The organism is Klebsiella sp. MPUS7, assembly GCF_009905335.1.
GTDB lineage: Bacteria > Pseudomonadota > Gammaproteobacteria > Enterobacterales > Enterobacteriaceae > Klebsiella > Klebsiella grimontii.
Genome location: NZ_CP047604.1, coordinates 2,053,074 through 2,072,728, shown reverse-complemented (window position 1 = coordinate 2,072,728; position 19,655 = coordinate 2,053,074). Strand labels below are relative to the sequence as shown.

The following is a 19,655-nucleotide window of genomic DNA, read 5'->3' as shown; positions in this document are numbered from 1 at the left end:
AATGAGTTAGTTTAGCGATACGTTGAGTAACGTACAAAAGAAAAAGCCGGCGCACAGCTGGCGCCGGCTTTAACTGACGGAAGGTTAGTCAAACCGCAGCTGCGGAATAACCTGTTTTGCCTGCGCCAGATAATCGGTACGGTCGGAACCGCTGAGCCCTTCCGTACGCGGCAGTTTCGCCGTCAGCGGGTTGACCGCCTGCTGGTTAATCCACACTTCATAATGCAGATGCGGGCCGGTAGAGCGGCCGGTGTTGCCCGACAGCGCAATGCGATCGCCGCGTTTGACCTTCTGCCCGGGTTTGACCAGCAGCTTACGCAGGTGCATATAGCGGGTGGTATAGGTGCGGCCATGGCGGACGGCGACGTAATAACCGGCCGCACCGCTACGTTTAGCCACCACCACTTCGCCATCCCCTACCGACAGCACCGGCGTGCCCTGCGGCATCGCAAAATCGACGCCGCGATGCGGGGCGACGCGGCCGGTCACCGGGTTCAGACGACGCGGGTTAAAGTTCGAAGAGACGCGGAACTGACGTGCGGTCGGAAAGCGCAGGAAACCCTTCGCCAGGCCGGTACCGTTGCGATCGTAGAATTTGCCATCCTCGGCGCGGATCGCGTAGTAGTCTTTGCCATCCGAGCGCAGGCGAACGCCAAGCAGCTGGCTTTGCTCGCGCTTACCGTCGAGCATTTCACGCGACATCAGTACGGAAAACTCATCGCCTTTTTTCAGCTTACGGAAGTCCATCTGCCACTGCATAGCTTTGATTACCGCGCTGATTTCGGTACTGGTCAGGCCGGCGTCCCGAGCGCTGGCGACGAAGCTGCCGCCCACGGTACCTTTCAGTACGCTGTTGACCCAGTCGCCTTTTTGCAGCTCGCTGCTCATTTTGAAACCGTTAGCAACCCGGTCATAGGTACGGGTTTCGCGGCGTGACATCTCCCAGGTCAGGCTTTGCAAATCGCCATCCGCCGTCAGCGTCCAGGAGAGCTGTTGGCCTATTTTCAGATTACGCAGCTCTTTATCTACCGAAGAGAGCCGGGCGATATCGCCCATATCAATACCGTACTGATTAAGAATGCTGCTAAGCGTATCGCCGGTCGAGACCACATATTCATGGCCGCCGGAATCGCTGTCCGCTTTATCATCCAGCTCATCCTGAGGGATGGCCTCCTCTTCCTGAGGCGCCTGATCGATAGGTTCTGAGGCCTCTGGCAGCAGAGAACGAATTTCGCTTTGTTCCAGCTCGATGGTTCTGGAGATGGGGGCCGTTTCGGGATGGTGGTAGATGTAGGGTCGCCAGACGGCGACCGCTAAGGTAAGAACGCTAAGCGACCCCAGCATAACGCGGTGAGGTCGTGGCAGATTGTTAAATGCCTGAGTGACAGCGCGGGCTATCTGTTGCACGTATTCACTTCCTCGTTATTCTCCTTTCAGGCAGCTTGAATACTGATTCGCCATCTGGCTCAGGAATTGCGGATAACTCTCTTTACCCAGCTTAATTCCGATTCCAAGTGGATCCAGGGTTCCCATGCGCACGGACGTTCCCCTGGCAACAGCTTCTATAACCGCTGGCCTGAACTGTGGCTCAGCAAAAACGCAAGTTGCTTTTTGCTCAACCAGCTGTGTTCTGATTTCGTGTAAACGCTGCGCACCAGGCTGGATTTCAGGGTTGACAGTAAAATGACCTAAAGAGGTCAAACCGTAGTGTTTTTCAAAGTAGCCGTAGGCGTCATGAAAAACGAAATATCCCTTCCCTTTCAGCGGTGCCAGCTCGGTCCCAACCTGCTTGTCGGTTGCGGCTAATTTTGCCTCAAAATCCTTCAGGTTGGCGTCAAGTTTGGCTCGACTCTGCGGCATAAGTTCCAATAATTTATCGTGGATTGCAACCGCCGAAAGGCGCGCTATCTCTGGGGAAAGCCATAGATGCATGTTATAGATGCCGTGATGGTGATCGTCGTCACTATTTTCCCCAGCGCCATGATCGTGACCGTGGTGGTCATCGTCGTCGTCGGTGCCTTTCATGAGTAACGGTTTCACGCCGTCAAGCTCGGCAATCGTCACCTTTTTGTTCGGCGCAATGCTTTGCGTTGACTTATCCATAAACGCCTCCATCTCCGGACCAATCCAGACGACTAAGTCTGCGTTCTGTAAGCGTTTTGCATCCGACGGGCGCAGTGAATAATCGTGCTCCGACGCCCCGTCTGGCAGCAGTACCTGGGTCTCCGTTACCCCATCAGCAATAGCTGATGCGATAAAGCCAAGCGGTTTAAGGGAGGTGACAACCGCGGCGCTTGCCAGCGGTGCATGTGCGAACAAAAAAGCGGCGCTAAGTCCAGCGCAAAGAAGCGTATTTTTATGTAACATAATGCGTCTAATCATCGTAATGAATGAGAAAGATGTGATATTATAACATTCACTAGCTTGTGCAACCTCTAATTTGATATGACAAATCTTGTAACGCTGGAAAACGTCGCGGTCGTGTATGGCCAAAGGCGCGTGCTGTCTGACATTTCGCTAACGCTAAAGCCGGGCAAAATTTTAACCCTACTGGGCCCCAACGGCGCCGGTAAATCAACCCTTGTCAGAGTCGTTCTTGGGCTGGTAGCACCTACGGAAGGGGTTATCAAACGCGAGGGACATCTGCGGATCGGCTATGTCCCGCAAAAGCTGCACCTTGATGCCACGATGCCGCTGACCGTAAGCCGCTTTATGCTTTTACGTCCGGGAACCCACAAGCGCGATATTTTACCGGCGCTGAAGCGCGTACAGGCCGGACATCTGATCGACGCCCCCATGCAGAAGCTTTCCGGCGGCGAGACCCAGCGGGTACTTCTGGCGCGGGCGCTGCTCAATCAGCCGCAGCTGCTGGTGCTCGACGAGCCAACGCAGGGCGTTGACGTCAACGGCCAGGTGGCGCTTTACGATCTGATTAACCAGCTGCGCCAGGAGCTTAATTGCGCCGTGCTGATGGTTTCTCATGACCTGCACCTGGTGATGGCCAAAACCGACGAAGTGCTGTGTCTCAATCAGCATATTTGCTGCTCTGGCGCGCCGGAAGTGGTTTCTATGCATCCGGAATTTATCTCGATGTTCGGCCAGCGCGGCGCGGAGCAACTGGGTATTTATCGCCATCATCATAATCACCGCCACGACCTGCAGGGGCGGATTGTACTGCGTCGGGGAAATGACCGTTAATGATTGAATTACTGCTCCCCGGCTGGCTGGCCGGAATGATGCTCGCCTGTGCGGCGGGTCCGCTGGGATCGTTTGTCGTCTGGCGCCGGATGTCCTACTTCGGTGATACCCTGGCCCACGCATCTCTGCTCGGCGTCGCTTTTGGTTTACTGCTCAACGTCAATCCGTTCTATGCGGTCATCGCGGTGACGCTGCTGCTGGCGGGCGGGCTGGTATGGCTGGAAAAACGTCCCCATCTGGCGGTAGATACGCTACTCGGCATCATGGCCCACAGCGCGCTGTCTCTGGGCCTGGTGGTGGTCAGCCTGATGTCAAACGTGCGCGTCGACCTGATGGCCTATCTGTTTGGCGATCTGCTGGCGGTGACGCCGGAAGATTTGATATCTATCGCTATTGGCGTGGTTATCGTGCTGGCGATCCTGCTCTGGCAGTGGCGCAACCTGCTGTCGATGACCATCAGTCCGGATCTGGCGTTTGTTGACGGCGTTAAGCTCCAGCGGGTGAAACTGCTTCTGATGCTGGTCACCGCGCTGACCATCGGCGTGGCGATGAAGTTCGTCGGAGCGCTGATTATCACATCGCTGCTGATCATTCCCGCCGCAACGGCCCGTCGCTTTGCCCGTACGCCAGAGCAAATGGCGGGAGTGGCGGTTGGCGTTGGGATGATTGCGGTGACCGGCGGTTTGACCTTCTCGGCGTTCTACGACACGCCAGCGGGGCCTTCCGTGGTGCTGTGCGCCGCGCTGCTGTTTATTATCAGCATGAGCAAGAAAGCGGCCGCCTGACGCTTATGCGCCCGCGTCAGCCGCCGTCAAAACTCGGCAGATTGCGATGGGATCGCCGCCGTCTGCGGACGTTGTAGCCCGGCGAAGGCGTTCACGCCGCAAGCCGGGACATCAACCACTCAGCTATTTTCCCGGCTTGCGCTCCGCTTGGCCGGGCTACCGGCCCCTGCGGTCTGCTGTTTTATCGCCGGACAACGATTAAGGCATTTCCGGCGGCGTAATGCCGAAGTGGGTCCAGGCCCGCACCGTCGCCATTCGCCCGCGCGGAGTACGCTGTAAAAAGCCCTGCTGGATCAGATACGGCTCGAGCACATCTTCAATCGTTTCCCGCTCTTCGCCGATGGCCGCCGCCAGGTTATCCAGCCCGACCGGCCCGCCAAAGAATTTATCGATGACCGCCAGCAGCAGCTTACGGTCCATATAATCGAAGCCTTCCGCATCCACGTTGAGCATATCCAGCGCCTGAGCGGCAATATCCTCAGAGATACGCCCGTCGTAGCGAACCTCGGCAAAATCGCGCACCCGGCGCAGCAGGCGGTTGGCGATTCGCGGCGTGCCGCGCGCGCGACGCGCGACCTCCAGAGCCCCCTCTTCGCTCATCTCCAGCCCCATATAGCGGGCGCTGCGGCTGACAATATGCTGCAGGTCCGGGATCTGATAGAACTCCAGGCGCTGAACGATGCCAAAACGGTCGCGCAGCGGCGAAGTCAATGAACCTGCGCGAGTCGTCGCGCCAATCAGGGTAAACGGCGGCAGATCGATTTTTATCGAACGCGCCGCGGGCCCTTCGCCAATCATGATATCCAGCTGATAATCTTCCATTGCCGGATAGAGAACTTCTTCAACAACCGGTGACAGACGGTGGATCTCGTCGATAAACAGAACGTCGTGGGGCTCAAGATTGGTCAACATCGCCGCCAGATCGCCCGCCTTTTCCAGCACCGGGCCGGAGGTGGTGCGCAGGTTCACGCCCATCTCGTTGGCGACGATGTTTGCCAGGGTGGTTTTCCCCAGCCCCGGCGGGCCAAAAATCAGCAGGTGATCGAGCGCGTCGCCGCGCAGCTTCGCCGCCTGGATAAAAATTTCCATCTGCGAACGGACGTGCGGCTGGCCCACGTACTCTTGCAGCAATTTAGGGCGAATGGCGCGATCGGCTGCCTCTTCAAAACCGCTGCTGTCCGCCGATACCAGCCTGTCTGCTTCAATCATCCCTTACCTCACAACGCGGCGCGGAGCGCTTCGCGAATTAGCGTTTCACTGTTGGCATCCGGGCGCACGATTTTGCTGACCATCCGGCTGGCCTCCTGAGGTTTATAGCCCAGCGCCACCAGCGCGGCAACCGCTTCCTGTTCAGCATCATCATCAGAAGGACCGGCTGGAGACGTCAGCACCAGATCCGCCGCCGGCGTAAACAGATCGCCGTGCAGCCCTTTAAAGCGGTCTTTCATTTCGACAATCAGGCGTTCCGCGGTTTTCTTGCCGATTCCCGGCAGCTTCACCAGCGCCGCCAGCTCCTCACGCTCAACGGCATTCACAAACTGCTGCGCCGACATGCCGGAAAGGATCGCCAGTGCCAGCTTCGGACCGACGCCGTTGGTTTTAATCAGCTCTTTAAACAGCGTGCGCTCCTGCTTGTTGTTAAAGCCATACAGCAGCTGAGCGTCTTCGCGGACGATAAAGTGGGTAAAAATGATCGCCTCTTTGCCCACGTCCGGCAGCTCGTAGAAACAGGTCATCGGCAGATGAACCTCATAGCCTACGCCTCCCGTTTCGAGTAAAACCAGCGGGGGTTGTTTTTCGAGAATGATGCCTCTGAGTCTGCCTATCACGTGGAGCTCCTGGATTAAGGGCTGAAAGTCTAATGCGGTATCATAAAAAAAGGCTGGATAGATATCCAGCCTGATTTCAGGTTATCGTAAGCGTCCGCGCGCCAGATTCAGGCGGCTTTCGCTGATCTGGGCGGCGTTCTGGCTGACGTGGCAGTGGGTGATGGCGATGGCTAAAGCATCCGCCGCATCCGCCTGCGGGTTGGCCGGCAGCTTGAGCAAGGTGCGCACCATATGCTGCACCTGGCTCTTTTCCGCGCTGCCGATGCCGACAACGGTCTGCTTCACCTGCCTGGCGGCGTACTCAAAGACCGGCAGGTCCTGATTCGTCGCCGCGACAATCGCCACGCCGCGCGCCTGGCCGAGCTTCAGCGCCGAGTCGGCGTTCTTGGCCATAAACACTTGTTCGATGGCGAAATAGTCCGGCTGGAACTGGGTAATAATTTCCGTGACGCCCGCATAGATGAGCTTCAGGCGAGACGGTAAATCATCCACTTTCGTGCGAATACAGCCGCTGCCCAGATAGCTGAGCTGGCGTCCAACCTGGCGGATGACGCCATAACCAGTGACGCGCGACCCCGGGTCAATGCCGAGAATAATGGCCATCACGCGCCTCCGGTTAGTGGTTTAACGGTCGGCAACATTAGAGCGTTGCGGCGACCTCATCAGAGATCTCGCCGTTGTGATAAACTTCCTGCACGTCGTCGCAATCTTCCAGCATATCGATCAGACGCAGCAGTTTCGGCGCAGTTTCCGCGTCCATGTCCGCTTTGGTAGACGGGATCATCGAGACTTCAGCGGCGTCCGCTTTCAGGCCGGCGGCTTCCAGAGCATCGCGTACCGCGCCCATCTCTTCCCACGCGGTATAAACGTCAATCGCGCCGTCGTCATAGGTCACAACGTCTTCCGCGCCCGCTTCCAGCGCCGCTTCCATGATCGCATCTTCGTCGCCTTTCTCGAAGGAGATAACGCCTTTTTTGCTGAACAGGTAGGAAACGGAACCGTCGGTCCCCAGGTTACCGCCGGTTTTGGTGAAGGCATGACGGACTTCCGCAACGGTACGGTTACGGTTGTCGGACAGACATTCAACCATCACCGCCGTGCCGCCAGGACCGTAACCTTCATAGATGATGGTTTCCATGTTCGCATCATCATCGCCGCCCACGCCGCGGGCAATAGCGCGGTTCAGGGTGTCGCGGGTCATGTTGTTGCTCAGCGCTTTGTCGATTGCCGCGCGCAGACGCGGGTTAGATCCCGCATCGCCGCCGCCCAGACGCGCGGCGGTGACCAGCTCGCGAATAATTTTCGTAAAGATCTTACCGCGCTTGGCATCCTGTGCCGCTTTGCGGTGCTTGGTGTTGGCCCATTTACTATGACCTGCCATAAAAAACTCTCCAAAAAAGCGCGCCCTTTCAGGCGGCGTTAATTACAAATTCTTCAATCGCCTGCCGGTTGCTCCAGGACTTGGTCAACGTGGCGGCTTCCGCCGCATCAACCCAGCGATAGTCCAGATGTTCCGTAAAGACAATCTGGCGTTCATAGGGGAGCGCAAGACGGAACCAAAATTCCGTATTACGCTCAACGCCCGGCGCATAGCGATGACGTAAATGAGAAAATATCTCGAACTCTACCGTGCGCTGACAGTCAACCAACGCCAGTTGCTCGCTGGCGACATCAATGGCGACTTCTTCCATAACTTCACGCGCGGCAGCCTGCGGCGCGGTCTCTCCCTCTTCCAGGCTGCCGGTAACCGACTGCCAGAACGCGGGATCGTCGCGCCGCTGTAACATCAGCACCCGCTTCGTATCTTTGGCGTAAATCACCACCAGCACGGAAACGGGGAGCTTGAATGACATCTTACTTATTCTCCAGAGACTCTTTTGCCTCTTTCGCCACCACCTGAATACCCAGCTCGCTCAGCGATGCCGGGTTAGCGAAGCTTGGCGCTTCGGTCATCAGGCAAGCGGCGGCGGTGGTTTTCGGGAAGGCGATAACGTCACGGATATTATCGGTACCGGTCAGCAGCATGGTCAAACGGTCAAGACCGAAAGCCAGGCCCGCGTGCGGCGGAGTACCGTATTTCAGCGCGTCCAGCAGGAAGCCAAACTTCTCGCGCTGCTCTTGCTCGTTAATGCCGAGAATGCCGAACACGGTCTGCTGCATTTCACCGCTGTGAATACGTACCGAACCGCCGCCGACTTCATAGCCGTTGATGACCATATCGTAGGCGTTGGCCACCGCGTCTTCCGGCGCGGCCTTCAGCTCGGCGGCGGACATATCTTTCGGCGAGGTGAACGGATGGTGCATCGCGGTCAGGCCGCCTTCACCGTCGTCTTCAAACATCGGGAAGTCGATAACCCACAGCGGCGCCCATTTGTCCTCGTCGGTCAGGTTCAGGTCTTTGCCCAGCTTCAGACGCAGCGCGCCGAGCGCGTCGGCGACAACTTTTTTGTTATCCGCGCCGAAGAAGATCATGTCGCCATCCTGCGCGCCGGTGCGCTCAAGGATCGCTTCAACGATGTCGGCGTTAAGGAATTTCGCTACCGGGCTGTTGATGCCTTCAAGGCCTTTCGCCCGCTCGGTGACTTTAATGTAGGCCAGGCCTTTTGCGCCGTAGATCTGGACAAACTTACCGTACTCGTCGATTTGCTTACGGGTCAGCGCAGCGCCGCCCGGTACGCGCAGCGCGGCTACGCGGCCTTTGGCGTCGTTAGCCGGACCTGCGAAGACGGCGAATTCCACCGCTTTGACCAGATCGGCAACGTCCACCAGCTCCATCGGGTTACGCAGGTCTGGTTTATCGGAACCGTAGCGGCGCTCGGCTTCGGCGAAGGTCATGATCGGGAAATCGCCCAGATCCACGCCCTTCACTTCCTGCCACAGATTACGCACCAGCGCTTCCATCACTTCACGCACCTGCTCGGCGGTCATAAAGGAGGTCTCGACGTCGATCTGGGTGAATTCCGGCTGGCGGTCGGCGCGCAGGTCTTCGTCGCGGAAACATTTAACAATCTGATAGTAGCGGTCAAAACCGGACATCATCAGCAGCTGTTTGAACAGCTGGGGAGACTGCGGCAGCGCGTAGAATTTGCCTTTATGCACACGAGAAGGCACCAGATAGTCGCGCGCGCCTTCCGGGGTAGCTTTGGTCAGCATCGGGGTTTCGATATCGAGGAAACCGTGGTCGTCCATAAAACGGCGAACGAGGCTGGTAATCTTCGCGCGGGTTTTCAGGCGCTGCGCCATTTCCGGACGACGCAGGTCCAGGTAACGGTATTTCAGACGCGCTTCTTCGGTGTTGACGTGGTTGGAGTCCAGCGGCAGCGCTTCCGCGCGGTTGATAATGGTCAGGTCGGATGCCAGCACTTCGATGGCGCCGGTGGCCATATCGCTATTCACGTTTTTTTCGTCACGCGCACGCACGGTGCCGGTGACCTGGATGCAGAACTCATTACGCAGTTCAGAGGCCAGCTTTAATGCGTCGGCGCGATCCGGATCGAAAAACACCTGCACGATGCCTTCGCGGTCACGCATATCGATAAAGATAAGGCTACCAAGATCACGACGACGGTTGACCCAACCACACAGAGTCACTTGCTGCCCTACGTGGGACAGACGAAGCTGCCCGCAATATTCTGTACGCATGAGATATCCCTTAACTTAGCCGCAGGCGGATTGTTGCCTGCCTTGCAGGCGACGAGGTCGCAGCTTTAGCTGATGTCACAACTGAATGAAAAAAGGCGGCTATTATACTGGAAATTATGCCGCACGATAAGTCCGGCGCAGCGCGCTGCGTTGCTTTGCTGCACGCTTATTGCTTGTACTCACAAAAATTAACAAAATTTGTTACCCTCGGGCGAGATCGGCAACGGTATTGTAGCGGCCTGACAACAAAAGAAGATACGGGGATATCATGTTAGAACTCAATGCAAAAAAGACCGCGCTGGTCGTTATTGACCTGCAGGAAGGCATTTTACCGTTTGCCGGCGGCCCGCATCGCGCTGACGAAGTGGTTGAGCGCGCCGCGAGTCTGGCGAAAAAGTGCCGCCAGCAGGGTTCCCCGGTGGTCATGGTTAGCGTTGGCTGGTCGGCGGATTTCGCGGAAGCGCTGAAGCAGCCGGTCGATGCTCAGGCAGGCGCGCCAACGCTACCGGAAAACTGGTGGGCCTATCCGCTCGCGCTGGAAAAACAGGCGAGCGATATCGAAGTCACCAAACGCCAGTGGGGGGCCTTTTACGGCACCGACCTGGAGCTGCAGCTTCGCCGTCGCGGTATCGATACGATTATCCTGTGCGGTATCTCCACGAATATCGGCGTCGAATCTACGGCGCGCAACGCCTGGGAGCTGGGTTTTAACCTCATTCTTGTCGAAGACGCCTGCAGCGCGGCGACGGCGGAACAGCATCTTAGCAGCATGACGCATATCTTCCCGCGGATTGCCCGCGTGCGTAGTACCGAGGAGGTGCTTGCCGCATTATGATTTATATAGGGCTTCCCCAGTGGGCGCACCCGAAGTGGGTGCGGCTGGGTATCACCAGCCTTGAAGAGTATGCCCGCCACTTCAACTGCGTGGAGGGCAACACCACCCTGTACGCGTTACCAAAAGCGGAGATTGTCAGCCGCTGGTATGAACAAACCCACGACGATTTTCGCTTCTGCTTCAAATTTCCGGCCACCATTTCGCACCAGGCGGCGCTGCGCAACTGCGACGACTTAAGCCATGAGTTTTTTACCCGTCTGGCGCCGCTGTCTTCGCGCATCGGCCAGTACTGGCTCCAGTTGCCGGCGACGTTCGGCCCTCGGGACCTCACCGCCCTCTGGCCGTTCCTCGACAGCCTGCCGCGCGAATTCCGCTACGGCGTTGAGGTAAGGCATCCGGAATTTTTCGCCAAAGGGGAAGCGGAACAGCAGCTCAATCGCGGCCTGCATCAGCGTAACGTCAATCGCGTGATCCTTGATAGCCGTCCGGTTCATAGCGCCGTCGCCCGCAGCCCGGCGATGATCGAGGCGCAGAAGAAGAAGCCTAAAGTCCCCGTCCATGCGCTGGTGACGGCCCATAATCCAATGGTGCGTTTTATCGGCAGCGATGATATGACGCAAAATCGCGAGCTTTTTAGCGTGTGGATACGCACGCTGCCAAAATGGACGCCGACCGCCACGCCGTACCTGTTCCTCCATACTCCGGATATCGCCCAGGCGCCGGAACTGGTCGACACCCTGTGGGGCGATCTGCGTACTGCCCTACCGGAAATAGGGAATGCGCCGTCAATTCCGCAGCAAACCTCTCTTTTCTGATATCCTGCTATCCTCAATTGAGCCACCGGAAGCGATAAAAGGGAGTTTTGAGTATGGTCAGCGCGCTGTATGCGGTCTTAGGTGCGTTATTGCTTATTAAGTTTTCCTGGGACGTCGTACGCCTGAGGACGCAATATCGCGTAGGCTACGGCGACGGTGGTTTTAGCGAGCTGCAGGTCGCTATTCGCGTGCACGGGAACGCGGTGGAGTATGTTCCCATTGGCCTGATCTTACTGCTGTTTATGGAGATGAACGGCGCCCAGACCTGGATGGTCCACGTCTGCGGTATCTTGCTGATCGCCGGGCGCCTGATGCACTCGTATGGCTTTCATCATCGTCTCTACCGCTGGCGCCGTTCCGGCATGAGCGCGACGTGGTGTTCGTTGTTGCTGATGGTGCTGGCGAACTTCTGGTATATGCCCTGGGAGTTGGTTTTCTCCGTCCGTTAGCGCACAATACGCCGTTTTCGATTTTTCGGGTTTAACGTTATGTCTCACCGCGATACGCTTTTTTCCGCGCCGATTGCCAGTCTCGGCGACTGGACCTTTGATGAACGGGTTGCTGAAGTCTTCCCGGATATGATCCAGCGCTCTGTTCCCGGCTATTCCAATATCATTTCGATGATCGGCATGCTGGCGGAACGTTTCGTTCAGCCGGATACCCAGGTTTACGATCTCGGCTGCTCGCTTGGCGCAGCCACACTGTCCGTGCGCCGCAATATTGCGCATTCTGGCTGCAAAATCATCGCCATCGATAACTCGCCGGCGATGGTCGAACGCTGCCGTCGCCATATTGACGCCTATAAAGCGCCGACGCCGGTCGAGGTAATTGAAGGCGATATTCGCCACGTCACGATAGAAAACGCCTCAATGGTGGTGCTCAATTTCACCATTCAGTTTCTCGAGCCGGGCGAACGTCAGGCCATTCTGGACAAAGTCTATCAGGGGCTGAACCCGGGCGGCGCGCTGGTGCTGTCGGAAAAATTCAGCTTCGAAGATGACAACGTCGGCGAACTCTTGTTCAACATGCATCACGACTTCAAACGCGCTAACGGCTACAGCGAGCTGGAAATCAGCCAAAAGCGCAGCATGCTGGAAAACGTGATGCTCACCGATTCCGTGGAAACCCACAAAGCGCGCCTGCGTAAGGCCGGTTTCGAACATGCCGAGCTGTGGTTCCAGTGCTTTAACTTCGGATCGTTAATCGCCGTAAAATCCGGGGACCCGGCATGATTGATTTCAGCAACTTTTATCAATTGATTGCCAAAAGCCCGCTTTCGCACTGGCTGGAGACGCTGCCGGCCCAGGTGGCGGCCTGGCAGCGCGACGCGCTGCACGGCAAATACCGGGAATGGGAACGGGCCGTCGAGTTTCTGCCCGAGTTTGCGCCCTACCGTCTGGATCTGCTGCACAGCGTCACCGCCGAGAGCGAAACGCCGCTCGGCGAAGGCCAGCGCCTGCGGATTGAAAACCTGCTGAAGAATCTGATGCCGTGGCGTAAAGGGCCCTTCTCCCTTTACGGCGTGAATATCGATACCGAATGGCGTTCCGACTGGAAGTGGGAGCGCGTACTGCCGCACCTTTCCGATCTGACCGGGCGTACCATCCTTGATGTCGGCTGCGGCAGCGGATACCACATGTGGCGCATGATTGGCGCCGGCGCTCATCTGGCGGTGGGCATCGACCCCACCCAGCTGTTTCTTTGCCAGTTTGAAGCGGTGCGAAAACTGTTGGGCAACGACCAGCGCGCGCATCTGCTGCCGCTGGGCATTGAGCAGCTTCCGGCGCTCAACGCCTTTGATACCGTCTTTTCGATGGGCGTGCTGTATCACCGCCGCTCTCCGCTCGATCACCTGTGGCAGCTCAAAGATCAGCTGGTTCCCGGCGGCGAGCTGGTGCTGGAGACGCTGGTCGTTGAAGGCGACGAAAATACCGTACTGGTGCCGGGCGACCGCTATGCCCAAATGCGCAACGTCTACTTTATCCCGTCCGCCGCCGCGCTGAAGCAGTGGCTGGAGAAGTGCGGATTTGTCGATGTGCGTATTGTCGATGCGTGCGTCACTTCGACCGACGAGCAGCGCCGCACCGAGTGGATGACCACCGAGTCGCTGGCCGATTTCCTCGATCCGCGCGATAGCAGCAAAACGGTCGAAGGCTATCCGGCCCCGCTGCGCGCGGTGATTATTGCCAGTAAACCGGAAACGCAGCAGTCGTTAGCGGCGAAAAAAAACCGTAGCCAGGGCTAATTCTGGATAAAAAAAGGCCCCTGTTTAATGGGCAGGGGCCTGGTACGGGCAATCATCATATTGGGCGACATGATGTGCAGCAAAAAACGGTTTACTCTCTCTACGCGGTAATTATCTTCTTCATTTCCGCTACCGCTTCGCCATTGACGGCGTAGCGTAAGTATTCATCTGCTTCGGCATCCGTAGACATCGACAATCCGGGATTGCGAAAGCGCATCGGGGACGGTAACCACTGGCCTGCCGAGGTATGCACCTCTTTTACCCCCGCCTGTAAAAACAGCGCCAGGTTGGCGGCGCGCACTCCTGCACCGGCCATAATAATAGGAGTATCGTTTTGGGAAATAAGTTCCCTGATTAATGAAATTCCTTTTTCGGCAGACGCCTGCTGGCCCGAAGTCAGGATACGCTGAACGCCGAGTTCAGCCAGCTCAACGCTGGCCTGGCGCGGGTTGGCGCACATATCAAAGGCCCGGTGAAAGGTGACGGCCAGGGTTCCCGCCGCCGCCATTATTTTTTTCATTCGCGCCCTATCCACCCGACCGTCGGCGTCAAGAATACCGATTACCAGGCCGGGAAAACCGAGATCTTTCACCGCGGCGACATCATCCAGCATCGCGGCAAACTCGCCCGCGGTATAGCAAAAATCACCGCCGCGCGGGCGAATAATCGGATGCACGGGAATAGTCACCGCTTCACGCACCGATTTCAGTACGCCCAGCGAAGGCGTCAGCCCCCCCTCCTGCGGCGCGGCGCATAGCTCGATGCGATCGGCGCCGCGGCGCTGGGCCTCCAGCGCGCACTCCATGCTGTAACAGCAGACTTCCAGTAAGGTCATTCTTCTCTCCGTAGATTGAGCAGGCACGCCAGAATGGCACGATTTCTCCCGGCAGACGCCGCGTAACGTCACACTGTCATCGTTCAGCGTGTTCACTGGCGACAATTTGCTCAATCGACCACGGGTGAAATTTGATCGTCACTTTGCCATCGGTTACCGCCAGGGTTGGATTCGGTAAACGCTCACGCGCACCTTTCGGCGCGCTGGTCTTGACAAAAATACCCGGTTGGCTCAGCCCGTCATCGGACAGCAGCGCCAGCGCGCGGGTATTGAGCGTTTCAGGTTCGCCAGGCAGCACGATTTCAATATGCTCCCAGCCTTCATGCGGATAGCGCTTTTCGCCCGGCCACGGCAGCTCAACGATGCGAAAACGCCAGTGCGCCACGACCACCGGCTCATCCAGGCGGAATAAACAGATGGGCCGGCCGTTAATCACGTTTTCCGACAGCAGCGTGCCGCATTGTTCAAAGCCGCGACGCCAGCGTTCCGCCGTGGTGTTCTGATGACAGCGCAGGGAAATATGGTCGGCATCAAGTGACGTAATATCGAGACCAAGCCGATGAGCTAGCGCGTTTAGCGCCTCGGTAAAGCGCGGCAGGTCCGCGGAAATATCGTTTAATTCATTAATCTGCTGCCAGTTCGCCATCGTAAGCCTCGGTACTCGCTAAAAAGAGCTAATTTATCGCGTTTCCCGCGCCCTACCAACCGACAATCGTCGGCGGCCCCCCGTGAACGGTTATTCGTTGAGCGCGAGGCTTAGCAACCTCTGCGCGGTGCTGACGCGTGGGCGCAAATGCAGTATACTCCCGCCCTAATTTGTCCACATTCCTGCGCCGCCCCCTCTGGGTGACGGCGTGTTAAACGTAAGGTATTTCGGTGAATATTCAGGCTCTTCTCTCAGAAAAAGTCAGTCAGGCCCTGATCGCGGCAGGCGCGTCTGCCGATTGCGAACCTCAGGTCCGCCAGTCAGCAAAAGTCCAGTTCGGCGATTATCAGGCCAACGGCGTGATGGCCGTAGCCAAAAAACTGGGCATGGCGCCGCGACAACTTGCAGAGCAGGTCCTGTCTCATCTCGACCTGAGCGGCATTGCCAGTAAGGTCGAAATCGCCGGTCCCGGCTTTATTAATATTTTCCTCGACCCGGCTTTCCTCGCGGAAAACGTCAGCAGCGCGCTGAAATCCGAACGCCTGGGCGTGGCTCAGCCGCAGGCGCAGACGGTGGTGGTCGATTACTCCGCGCCGAACGTGGCGAAAGAGATGCACGTAGGCCATCTGCGCTCCACGATTATTGGCGATGCCGCGGTGCGTACGCTGGAGTTTCTCGGGCATAAAGTGATCCGCGCGAACCACGTAGGCGACTGGGGCACCCAGTTTGGCATGCTGATCGCGTACCTGGAAAAGCAGCAGCAGGAAAACGCCGGCGAGATGGCGCTGGCCGACCTGGAAGGTTTCTATCGCGAAGCGAAAAAACACTACGACGAAGATGAAGCCTTCGCCGAGCGCGCGCGCAGCTACGTCGTTAAGCTGCAGGGCGGCGACGAGTACTTCCGTGAAATGTGGCGCAAGCTGGTCGATATCACCATGTCGCAAAACCAGCTTACCTATAACCGCCTGAACGTCACTCTGACCCGCGACGACGTGATGGGTGAAAGCCTCTATAACCCGATGCTGCCGGGTATCGTTGCCGATCTGAAAGCCCAAGGTCTGGCGGTAGAAAGCGAAGGCGCGACCGTGGTGTTCCTTGACGAATACAAAAACAAGGAAGGCGAACCGATGGGCGTGATTATCCAGAAGAAGGATGGCGGCTATCTCTACACCACTACCGATATCGCCTGCGCAAAATACCGTTACGAAAACCTGCATGCGGATCGCGTGCTTTACTACATCGACTCTCGGCAGCACCAGCACCTGATGCAGGCGTGGACCATCGTGCGTAAAGCCGGCTACGTGCCGGATTCCGTCCCGCTGGAGCACCACATGTTCGGCATGATGCTCGGCAAGGACGGCAAACCGTTTAAAACCCGCGCCGGCGGCACCGTGAAGCTCGCCGACCTGCTGGACGAAGCGCTGGAACGCGCCCGCCGTCTGGTGGCGGAGAAAAACCCGGATATGCCCGCCGATGAGCTGGAAAAACTGGCGAACGCGGTCGGAATTGGCGCGGTGAAATACGCCGATTTGTCTAAAAACCGCACCACCGACTACATCTTTGACTGGGACAACATGCTGGCCTTTGAGGGCAATACCGCGCCTTATATGCAGTATGCCTATACCCGCGTGCTCTCCGTGTTCCGCAAAGCGGATATTGATGAAAGCACGCTGGCGGCTGCGCCGGTGGTGATCACCGAAGACCGTGAAGCCCAGCTGGCGGCCCGTCTGCTGCAGTTTGAAGAAACCCTGACCGTCGTCGCGCGTGAAGGCACGCCGCACGTCATGTGCTCTTATCTGTACGATCTGGCTGGCCTGTTCTCCGGCTTCTACGAGCACTGCCCGATCCTGAGCGCCGAAAGCGAAGAGACGCGCAACAGCCGCCTGAAGCTGGCACTGCTGACCGCAAAAACGCTGAAGCTGGGTCTGGATACCCTGGGTATCGAAACTGTAGAACGGATGTAAAAACAAACCCGGCGAAAGCCGGGTTTGTTTTATAACGCCTGATGGCGCCGCGCTCATCAGATCTGCAACATCCTTGTAGCCCCGGTAAGCGTAAGCGCCACCGGGGAAATTCCGCCCTTCTCAGAAATACTTCCGCAGATACTCCGTCAGGCACAGGATCGCCATCGCCTGGCCATACGGCATCGACGTCAGCGGAATGTCGCGATAAAAATCAAGATTCGAACCCATTCCGGTACCGAACGACGTTTGCAGCAGCTCCCCTTGCGGTGAGATATTCTGCACGATGCCGCGAATCGCTTTTTCCGCCACCTCCGCATACGCCTGACTCACGTAGCGCTTGCGCACCGCTTTGAGGATCCCATAAGCAAAACCGGCGGTCGCCGACGCTTCCAGATAGGAGTCGGGATCGTCAAGCAGCGTATGCCACAGGCCGCTATCGTCCTGACAGCGGGCCAGCGCCGCAATCTGCGCATTCAGCACCTGCACCAGATAACGCCGTACCGCGCTGTTTTCGGGTAAATCCACCAGCTCCAGAAAATCCGGAATAACGATAGTCAGCCAGCTATTGCCGCGCGCCCAGCGGGCTTGGGCGAAATTATGCCGCCCCTCATAGTTCCAGCCGTGGAACCACAGGCCGGTCTCGCGGTCCAGCAGATTCTGCACGTGCAGCAAAAACTGATATACCGCCTCCTCTACGTATTCCGGACGATTAAGCAGCTTGCCGATTTTCGCCAGCGGCAGAACCGTCATCATCAACGTGTCGTCCCACATCTGCTGATGATTCTCTTCCGCCAGGGTGATGTGCTGCATGCCGCCAGATTCAGTGCGCGGCATTTCGTTCATCGCCCACTCCGCCCAGCTATCGAGCCAGGGCAGATACGCGGAGTTACCCGTCTCTTCGTAGCGGTATGCCAGGGTGAGAAACGGCGCCATGGTGTTGACGTTTTTGGTGGTCGCGCCCTCGGCAAAGCGATCGGCAAACCAGCTATCGATAATGTCGCGCATCGCGGTATCGCCGGTCTGCTGGTAGTACTGATAAATACCGTACAGGCCGACGCCGTGAGTCCACTCCCAGCCGTTCCACCCTTTGGTGTCAATAACGCGTCCGTCGTCCAGCCGCAGTAAAAATTGCCCGCTTTCGTCCTTAATGTTGACCAGATTGCGCGTCACCTTCTGAATCAGCGCCTGCAGTTCATTGCGGGCGATAAAACGCTCCGGCTGGCGCAGTAGTGGGCTATGTTTGACAGGCCAAATTTTCATATCCTTAACCTCTGTTATATGTCGAATTCATGGCTGAACGCTGCTTCAGCGCTGGCGCGGCGGGTTTATTCCGATTCAGATAACCAATATTGTTGTTTCCCCACAGGGCGTCGTACGGCATCCCGGCCAGCATCTCCACCACTTCACGATCCTCGGCGCTTGCCAGTTCCGGCTGAGCGCGGCCTGATTCACGCATTTTCAGCGTTTCCGCACGCAGGACGCTGTGGGTTTGCAGATTGAGCTTAAAGCGCAGGGACACGAGGAAACCGCAGGCCAGCACCACTAAAGTACCGACGCTGAGGATCAGCAGAATGGTATGGCTCACTTCATAGGGCTGCGTTTTCTGCCCGGAGACAAAGCCCGACATCTGCATGATGATCCCCACCAGCATCACCGCGCCGGCCTGGGACGCCTTACGCGTCAGGGTCATAATCCCGGCGAAGATGCCTTCGCGGCGCTGGCCGGTGATCACTTCGTCCACGTCGGCAATATAGGTGTAGGTGTTCCACGGAACATAGTTGATGCCGCCGCGCCCCAGGCCAGCCACCGCGGATATCAGCAGCAGTAGCGAATAAACATCGCTAAGGCCAGCGTAGTACAGCACCGCGTAGGAGAGCGAACTCAGGCCGAACAGCACCACCACCATACGGTACGATGGCGCCGGCCCGAAGCGAATGCACAGCGGGATCATGGCGATAACCGCGATAAACTGGAAGATTGCCATGGTACCGAGCAGGTTGGAGGCCATCGAGGCTTCCTGCATCAACACAAACACCACGTAGTAGGTAAAGACCGCATTGAACACATCCTGGGCGATATAGCCTCCCAGATACATGCCCAGATGCTGACGAAAAATTTTAATTCGCAGGGTCGAACTTAACTCAATAAACAGGCGGTTAAGGCTCTGAGACAGCGTCAGGTTTTGTTTCTCCTCTTCAGCGCGTAGCGCGGCTTCCGTCCACTCTTCACGCGGGCGTTCCCAGGTAAAGAACCAGACAAATGTCAGCATCATCGCGCACAGTACCGAGAACACCAGGCTGGCGTAAAAGAAAGAAACGGCGTTGTCTTTGCCGAAGATAGTCAGCAGCACGCCCGGCAGGAACGAAGCCAGAATCGCTGACATCTGGGCCATTGAAATACGCGCGCCGGAGAATTTTGTTTTCTGTTTAAAATCATCGGTCATTTCCGGCACCAGCGTTTCATACGGCACCAGAATCATGGTGTAGACAATATCAAACAGCAGATAGGTCAGCAGGTAGTACCAGAACCCCATATCCCCTACCCACATGATGGAGTAGCTAAATACGCAGGGGATGCCGAGCAGGATGAAGAACTTGCGTCTGCCAAAACGTTTCCCCAGCCAGGTCGAGCCAAAGTTATCCGTCAGGAAGCCCATCAGCGGACTGATCACCGCATCCAGCACCCTGGCGGTGGCAAAAATAAGCGTCGCTTCGATAGGGGAAAGACCGCAAAAGGTGGTGTAGAAGTAGAGCAGCCATGCTGCTGTAAGTGCGGTTGTCCCCGCACCAAGGAAATCGCCCGATCCATAGGCAAGGTAGTTAACCAAACCGATTTTACGTGTTTTCATCGCCGTAAATCCT

General features: G+C 57.3%; 20 protein-coding genes. 8 read left to right on the top strand and 12 right to left on the bottom strand.

All coding sequences use genetic code 11. The features are described from left to right. Nucleotides 1-84 precede the first annotated feature (84 nt). A complete protein-coding gene (gene mepM / locus GUC22_RS09775) occupies nucleotides 85-1,407 on the bottom strand; it encodes a murein DD-endopeptidase MepM (protein WP_004134807.1) in 1,323 nt (440 codons plus the stop codon). A gap of 15 nt (nucleotides 1,408-1,422) precedes the next feature. Further along, on the bottom strand, nucleotides 1,423-2,367 hold the full coding sequence (gene znuA / locus GUC22_RS09770; protein WP_004122058.1) for a zinc ABC transporter substrate-binding protein ZnuA: 945 nt from the start codon (nucleotides 2,365-2,367) through the stop codon (nucleotides 1,423-1,425). Nucleotides 2,368-2,445: 78 nt separating this feature from the next. Here znuA and znuC point away from each other — a divergent pair, with 78 nt between their 5' ends. Together znuC and znuB are read left to right on the top strand one after the other, a co-directional pair. Further along, a complete protein-coding gene (znuC, locus tag GUC22_RS09765; RefSeq protein ID WP_024359876.1) occupies nucleotides 2,446-3,198 on the top strand; it encodes a zinc ABC transporter ATP-binding protein ZnuC in 753 nt (250 codons plus the stop codon). Next, nucleotides 3,198-3,983 carry a zinc ABC transporter permease subunit ZnuB gene (gene znuB / locus GUC22_RS09760; RefSeq protein ID WP_024359877.1) on the top strand — a complete coding sequence of 262 codons (786 nt, stop codon included), beginning with the start codon at nucleotides 3,198-3,200 and terminating at the stop codon, nucleotides 3,981-3,983. The genes znuC and znuB overlap by 1 nt, the downstream gene beginning before the upstream one ends. Nucleotides 3,984-4,181: 198 nt before the next feature. Here znuB and ruvB read toward each other — a convergent pair whose 3' ends face one another. The 6 genes from ruvB to aspS form a co-directional block, all read right to left on the bottom strand. Continuing rightward, entirely contained in the window at nucleotides 4,182-5,192 is a 1,011-nt protein-coding gene (gene ruvB, locus GUC22_RS09755) for a Holliday junction branch migration DNA helicase RuvB (RefSeq protein ID WP_024359878.1), read from the bottom strand. An 8-nt stretch (nucleotides 5,193-5,200) separates the two neighbouring features. Then, nucleotides 5,201-5,812 carry a Holliday junction branch migration protein RuvA gene (gene ruvA, locus GUC22_RS09750; RefSeq protein WP_004103390.1) on the bottom strand — a complete coding sequence of 204 codons (612 nt, stop codon included), beginning with the start codon at nucleotides 5,810-5,812 and terminating at the stop codon, nucleotides 5,201-5,203. 81 nt (nucleotides 5,813-5,893) lie between these two features. After that, on the bottom strand, nucleotides 5,894-6,415 hold the full coding sequence (gene ruvC, locus GUC22_RS09745) for a crossover junction endodeoxyribonuclease RuvC (RefSeq protein ID WP_004113791.1): 522 nt from the start codon (nucleotides 6,413-6,415) through the stop codon (nucleotides 5,894-5,896). A 37-nt stretch (nucleotides 6,416-6,452) separates the two neighbouring features. Further along, nucleotides 6,453-7,193 carry a YebC/PmpR family DNA-binding transcriptional regulator gene (locus GUC22_RS09740; protein ID WP_004122063.1) on the bottom strand — a complete coding sequence of 247 codons (741 nt, stop codon included), beginning with the start codon at nucleotides 7,191-7,193 and terminating at the stop codon, nucleotides 6,453-6,455. A gap of 28 nt (nucleotides 7,194-7,221) precedes the next feature. Next, a complete protein-coding gene (nudB, locus tag GUC22_RS09735; protein WP_160183498.1) occupies nucleotides 7,222-7,665 on the bottom strand; it encodes a dihydroneopterin triphosphate diphosphatase in 444 nt (147 codons plus the stop codon). Nucleotide 7,666: 1 nt separating this feature from the next. Beyond that, nucleotides 7,667-9,454, bottom strand: coding sequence for an aspartate--tRNA ligase (aspS, locus tag GUC22_RS09730; RefSeq protein ID WP_064411572.1), 1,788 nt, complete (start codon nucleotides 9,452-9,454; stop codon nucleotides 7,667-7,669). 268 nt (nucleotides 9,455-9,722) lie between these two features. Between aspS and GUC22_RS09725 the strand changes: the two genes are divergently transcribed. From GUC22_RS09725 to cmoB, 5 genes are read left to right on the top strand one after another with little or no spacing between them, the layout of a single operon-like run. Further along, nucleotides 9,723-10,289 carry a hydrolase gene (locus GUC22_RS09725; RefSeq protein ID WP_160183497.1) on the top strand — a complete coding sequence of 189 codons (567 nt, stop codon included), beginning with the start codon at nucleotides 9,723-9,725 and terminating at the stop codon, nucleotides 10,287-10,289. Next, entirely contained in the window at nucleotides 10,286-11,104 is an 819-nt protein-coding gene (locus tag GUC22_RS09720; protein WP_004136670.1) for a DUF72 domain-containing protein, read from the top strand. Before GUC22_RS09725 ends, GUC22_RS09720 begins: the two co-directional genes overlap by 4 nt. Before the next feature lie 53 nt (nucleotides 11,105-11,157). Then, nucleotides 11,158-11,553, top strand: coding sequence for an MAPEG family protein (locus tag GUC22_RS09715; RefSeq protein ID WP_004122068.1), 396 nt, complete (start codon nucleotides 11,158-11,160; stop codon nucleotides 11,551-11,553). A gap of 39 nt (nucleotides 11,554-11,592) precedes the next feature. After that, the gene (cmoA, locus tag GUC22_RS09710; RefSeq protein WP_049085135.1) at nucleotides 11,593-12,336 is read left to right on the top strand and encodes a carboxy-S-adenosyl-L-methionine synthase CmoA; all 744 of its coding nucleotides are present in this window, start codon (nucleotides 11,593-11,595) and stop codon (nucleotides 12,334-12,336) included. Then, nucleotides 12,333-13,349, top strand: a complete 1,017-nt coding sequence (cmoB, locus tag GUC22_RS09705; RefSeq protein WP_004136659.1) for a tRNA 5-methoxyuridine(34)/uridine 5-oxyacetic acid(34) synthase CmoB — start codon at nucleotides 12,333-12,335, stop codon at nucleotides 13,347-13,349. Before cmoA ends, cmoB begins: the two co-directional genes overlap by 4 nt. 100 nt (nucleotides 13,350-13,449) lie before the next feature. On the opposite strand, the gene cutC is transcribed toward cmoB, so the two are convergent. Both cutC and GUC22_RS09695 read right to left on the bottom strand, forming a co-directional pair. Further along, on the bottom strand, nucleotides 13,450-14,184 hold the full coding sequence (cutC, locus tag GUC22_RS09700; protein WP_160183496.1) for a copper homeostasis protein CutC: 735 nt from the start codon (nucleotides 14,182-14,184) through the stop codon (nucleotides 13,450-13,452). Between the two features lie 76 nt (nucleotides 14,185-14,260). After that, nucleotides 14,261-14,830 (bottom strand): VOC family protein, encoded by a 570-nt coding sequence (locus GUC22_RS09695; protein ID WP_024359882.1) that lies wholly within the window; start codon nucleotides 14,828-14,830, stop codon nucleotides 14,261-14,263. A 230-nt stretch (nucleotides 14,831-15,060) separates the two neighbouring features. On the opposite strand from GUC22_RS09695, the gene argS reads away from it, so the two are divergent. Continuing rightward, nucleotides 15,061-16,794: an arginine--tRNA ligase gene (argS, locus tag GUC22_RS09690; RefSeq protein WP_004136646.1), complete on the top strand. Its 1,734-nt coding sequence runs from the start codon at nucleotides 15,061-15,063 to the stop codon at nucleotides 16,792-16,794. A 120-nt stretch (nucleotides 16,795-16,914) separates the two neighbouring features. On the opposite strand, the gene GUC22_RS09685 is transcribed toward argS, so the two are convergent. Both GUC22_RS09685 and GUC22_RS09680 read right to left on the bottom strand, forming a co-directional pair. After that, nucleotides 16,915-18,054, bottom strand: coding sequence for a glycoside hydrolase family 105 protein (locus GUC22_RS09685; protein WP_160183495.1), 1,140 nt, complete (start codon nucleotides 18,052-18,054; stop codon nucleotides 16,915-16,917). A 4-nt stretch (nucleotides 18,055-18,058) separates the two neighbouring features. Then, the gene (locus GUC22_RS09680; protein WP_004136643.1) at nucleotides 18,059-19,642 is read right to left on the bottom strand and encodes an MFS transporter; all 1,584 of its coding nucleotides are present in this window, start codon (nucleotides 19,640-19,642) and stop codon (nucleotides 18,059-18,061) included. Nucleotides 19,643-19,655 lie beyond the last annotated feature (13 nt).

Excerpts from the sequence above, each read along its gene's own strand:
- ruvC (WP_004113791.1), bottom strand. The coding sequence starts at position 6,415 with ATGGCCATTATTCTCGGCATTGACCCGGGGTCGCGCGTCACTGGTTAT.
- GUC22_RS09695 (WP_024359882.1), bottom strand. The coding sequence starts at position 14,830 with ATGGCGAACTGGCAGCAGATTAATGAATTAAACGATATTTCCGCGGAC.
- GUC22_RS09725 (WP_160183497.1), top strand. The coding sequence starts at position 9,723 with ATGTTAGAACTCAATGCAAAAAAGACCGCGCTGGTCGTTATTGACCTG.
- nudB (WP_160183498.1), bottom strand. The coding sequence starts at position 7,665 with ATGTCATTCAAGCTCCCCGTTTCCGTGCTGGTGGTGATTTACGCCAAA.
- znuC (WP_024359876.1), top strand. The coding sequence starts at position 2,446 with ATGACAAATCTTGTAACGCTGGAAAACGTCGCGGTCGTGTATGGCCAA.
- cmoA (WP_049085135.1), top strand. The coding sequence starts at position 11,593 with ATGTCTCACCGCGATACGCTTTTTTCCGCGCCGATTGCCAGTCTCGGC.
- znuB (WP_024359877.1), top strand. The coding sequence starts at position 3,198 with ATGATTGAATTACTGCTCCCCGGCTGGCTGGCCGGAATGATGCTCGCC.
- GUC22_RS09715 (WP_004122068.1), top strand. The coding sequence starts at position 11,158 with ATGGTCAGCGCGCTGTATGCGGTCTTAGGTGCGTTATTGCTTATTAAG.
- cmoB (WP_004136659.1), top strand. The coding sequence starts at position 12,333 with ATGATTGATTTCAGCAACTTTTATCAATTGATTGCCAAAAGCCCGCTT.
- aspS (WP_064411572.1), bottom strand. The coding sequence starts at position 9,454 with ATGCGTACAGAATATTGCGGGCAGCTTCGTCTGTCCCACGTAGGGCAG.
- znuA (WP_004122058.1), bottom strand. The coding sequence starts at position 2,367 with ATGTTACATAAAAATACGCTTCTTTGCGCTGGACTTAGCGCCGCTTTT.
- cutC (WP_160183496.1), bottom strand. The coding sequence starts at position 14,184 with ATGACCTTACTGGAAGTCTGCTGTTACAGCATGGAGTGCGCGCTGGAG.
- GUC22_RS09720 (WP_004136670.1), top strand. The coding sequence starts at position 10,286 with ATGATTTATATAGGGCTTCCCCAGTGGGCGCACCCGAAGTGGGTGCGG.
- GUC22_RS09740 (WP_004122063.1), bottom strand. The coding sequence starts at position 7,193 with ATGGCAGGTCATAGTAAATGGGCCAACACCAAGCACCGCAAAGCGGCA.
- GUC22_RS09680 (WP_004136643.1), bottom strand. The coding sequence starts at position 19,642 with ATGAAAACACGTAAAATCGGTTTGGTTAACTACCTTGCCTATGGATCG.
- GUC22_RS09685 (WP_160183495.1), bottom strand. The coding sequence starts at position 18,054 with ATGAAAATTTGGCCTGTCAAACATAGCCCACTACTGCGCCAGCCGGAG.
- ruvB (WP_024359878.1), bottom strand. The coding sequence starts at position 5,192 with ATGATTGAAGCAGACAGGCTGGTATCGGCGGACAGCAGCGGTTTTGAA.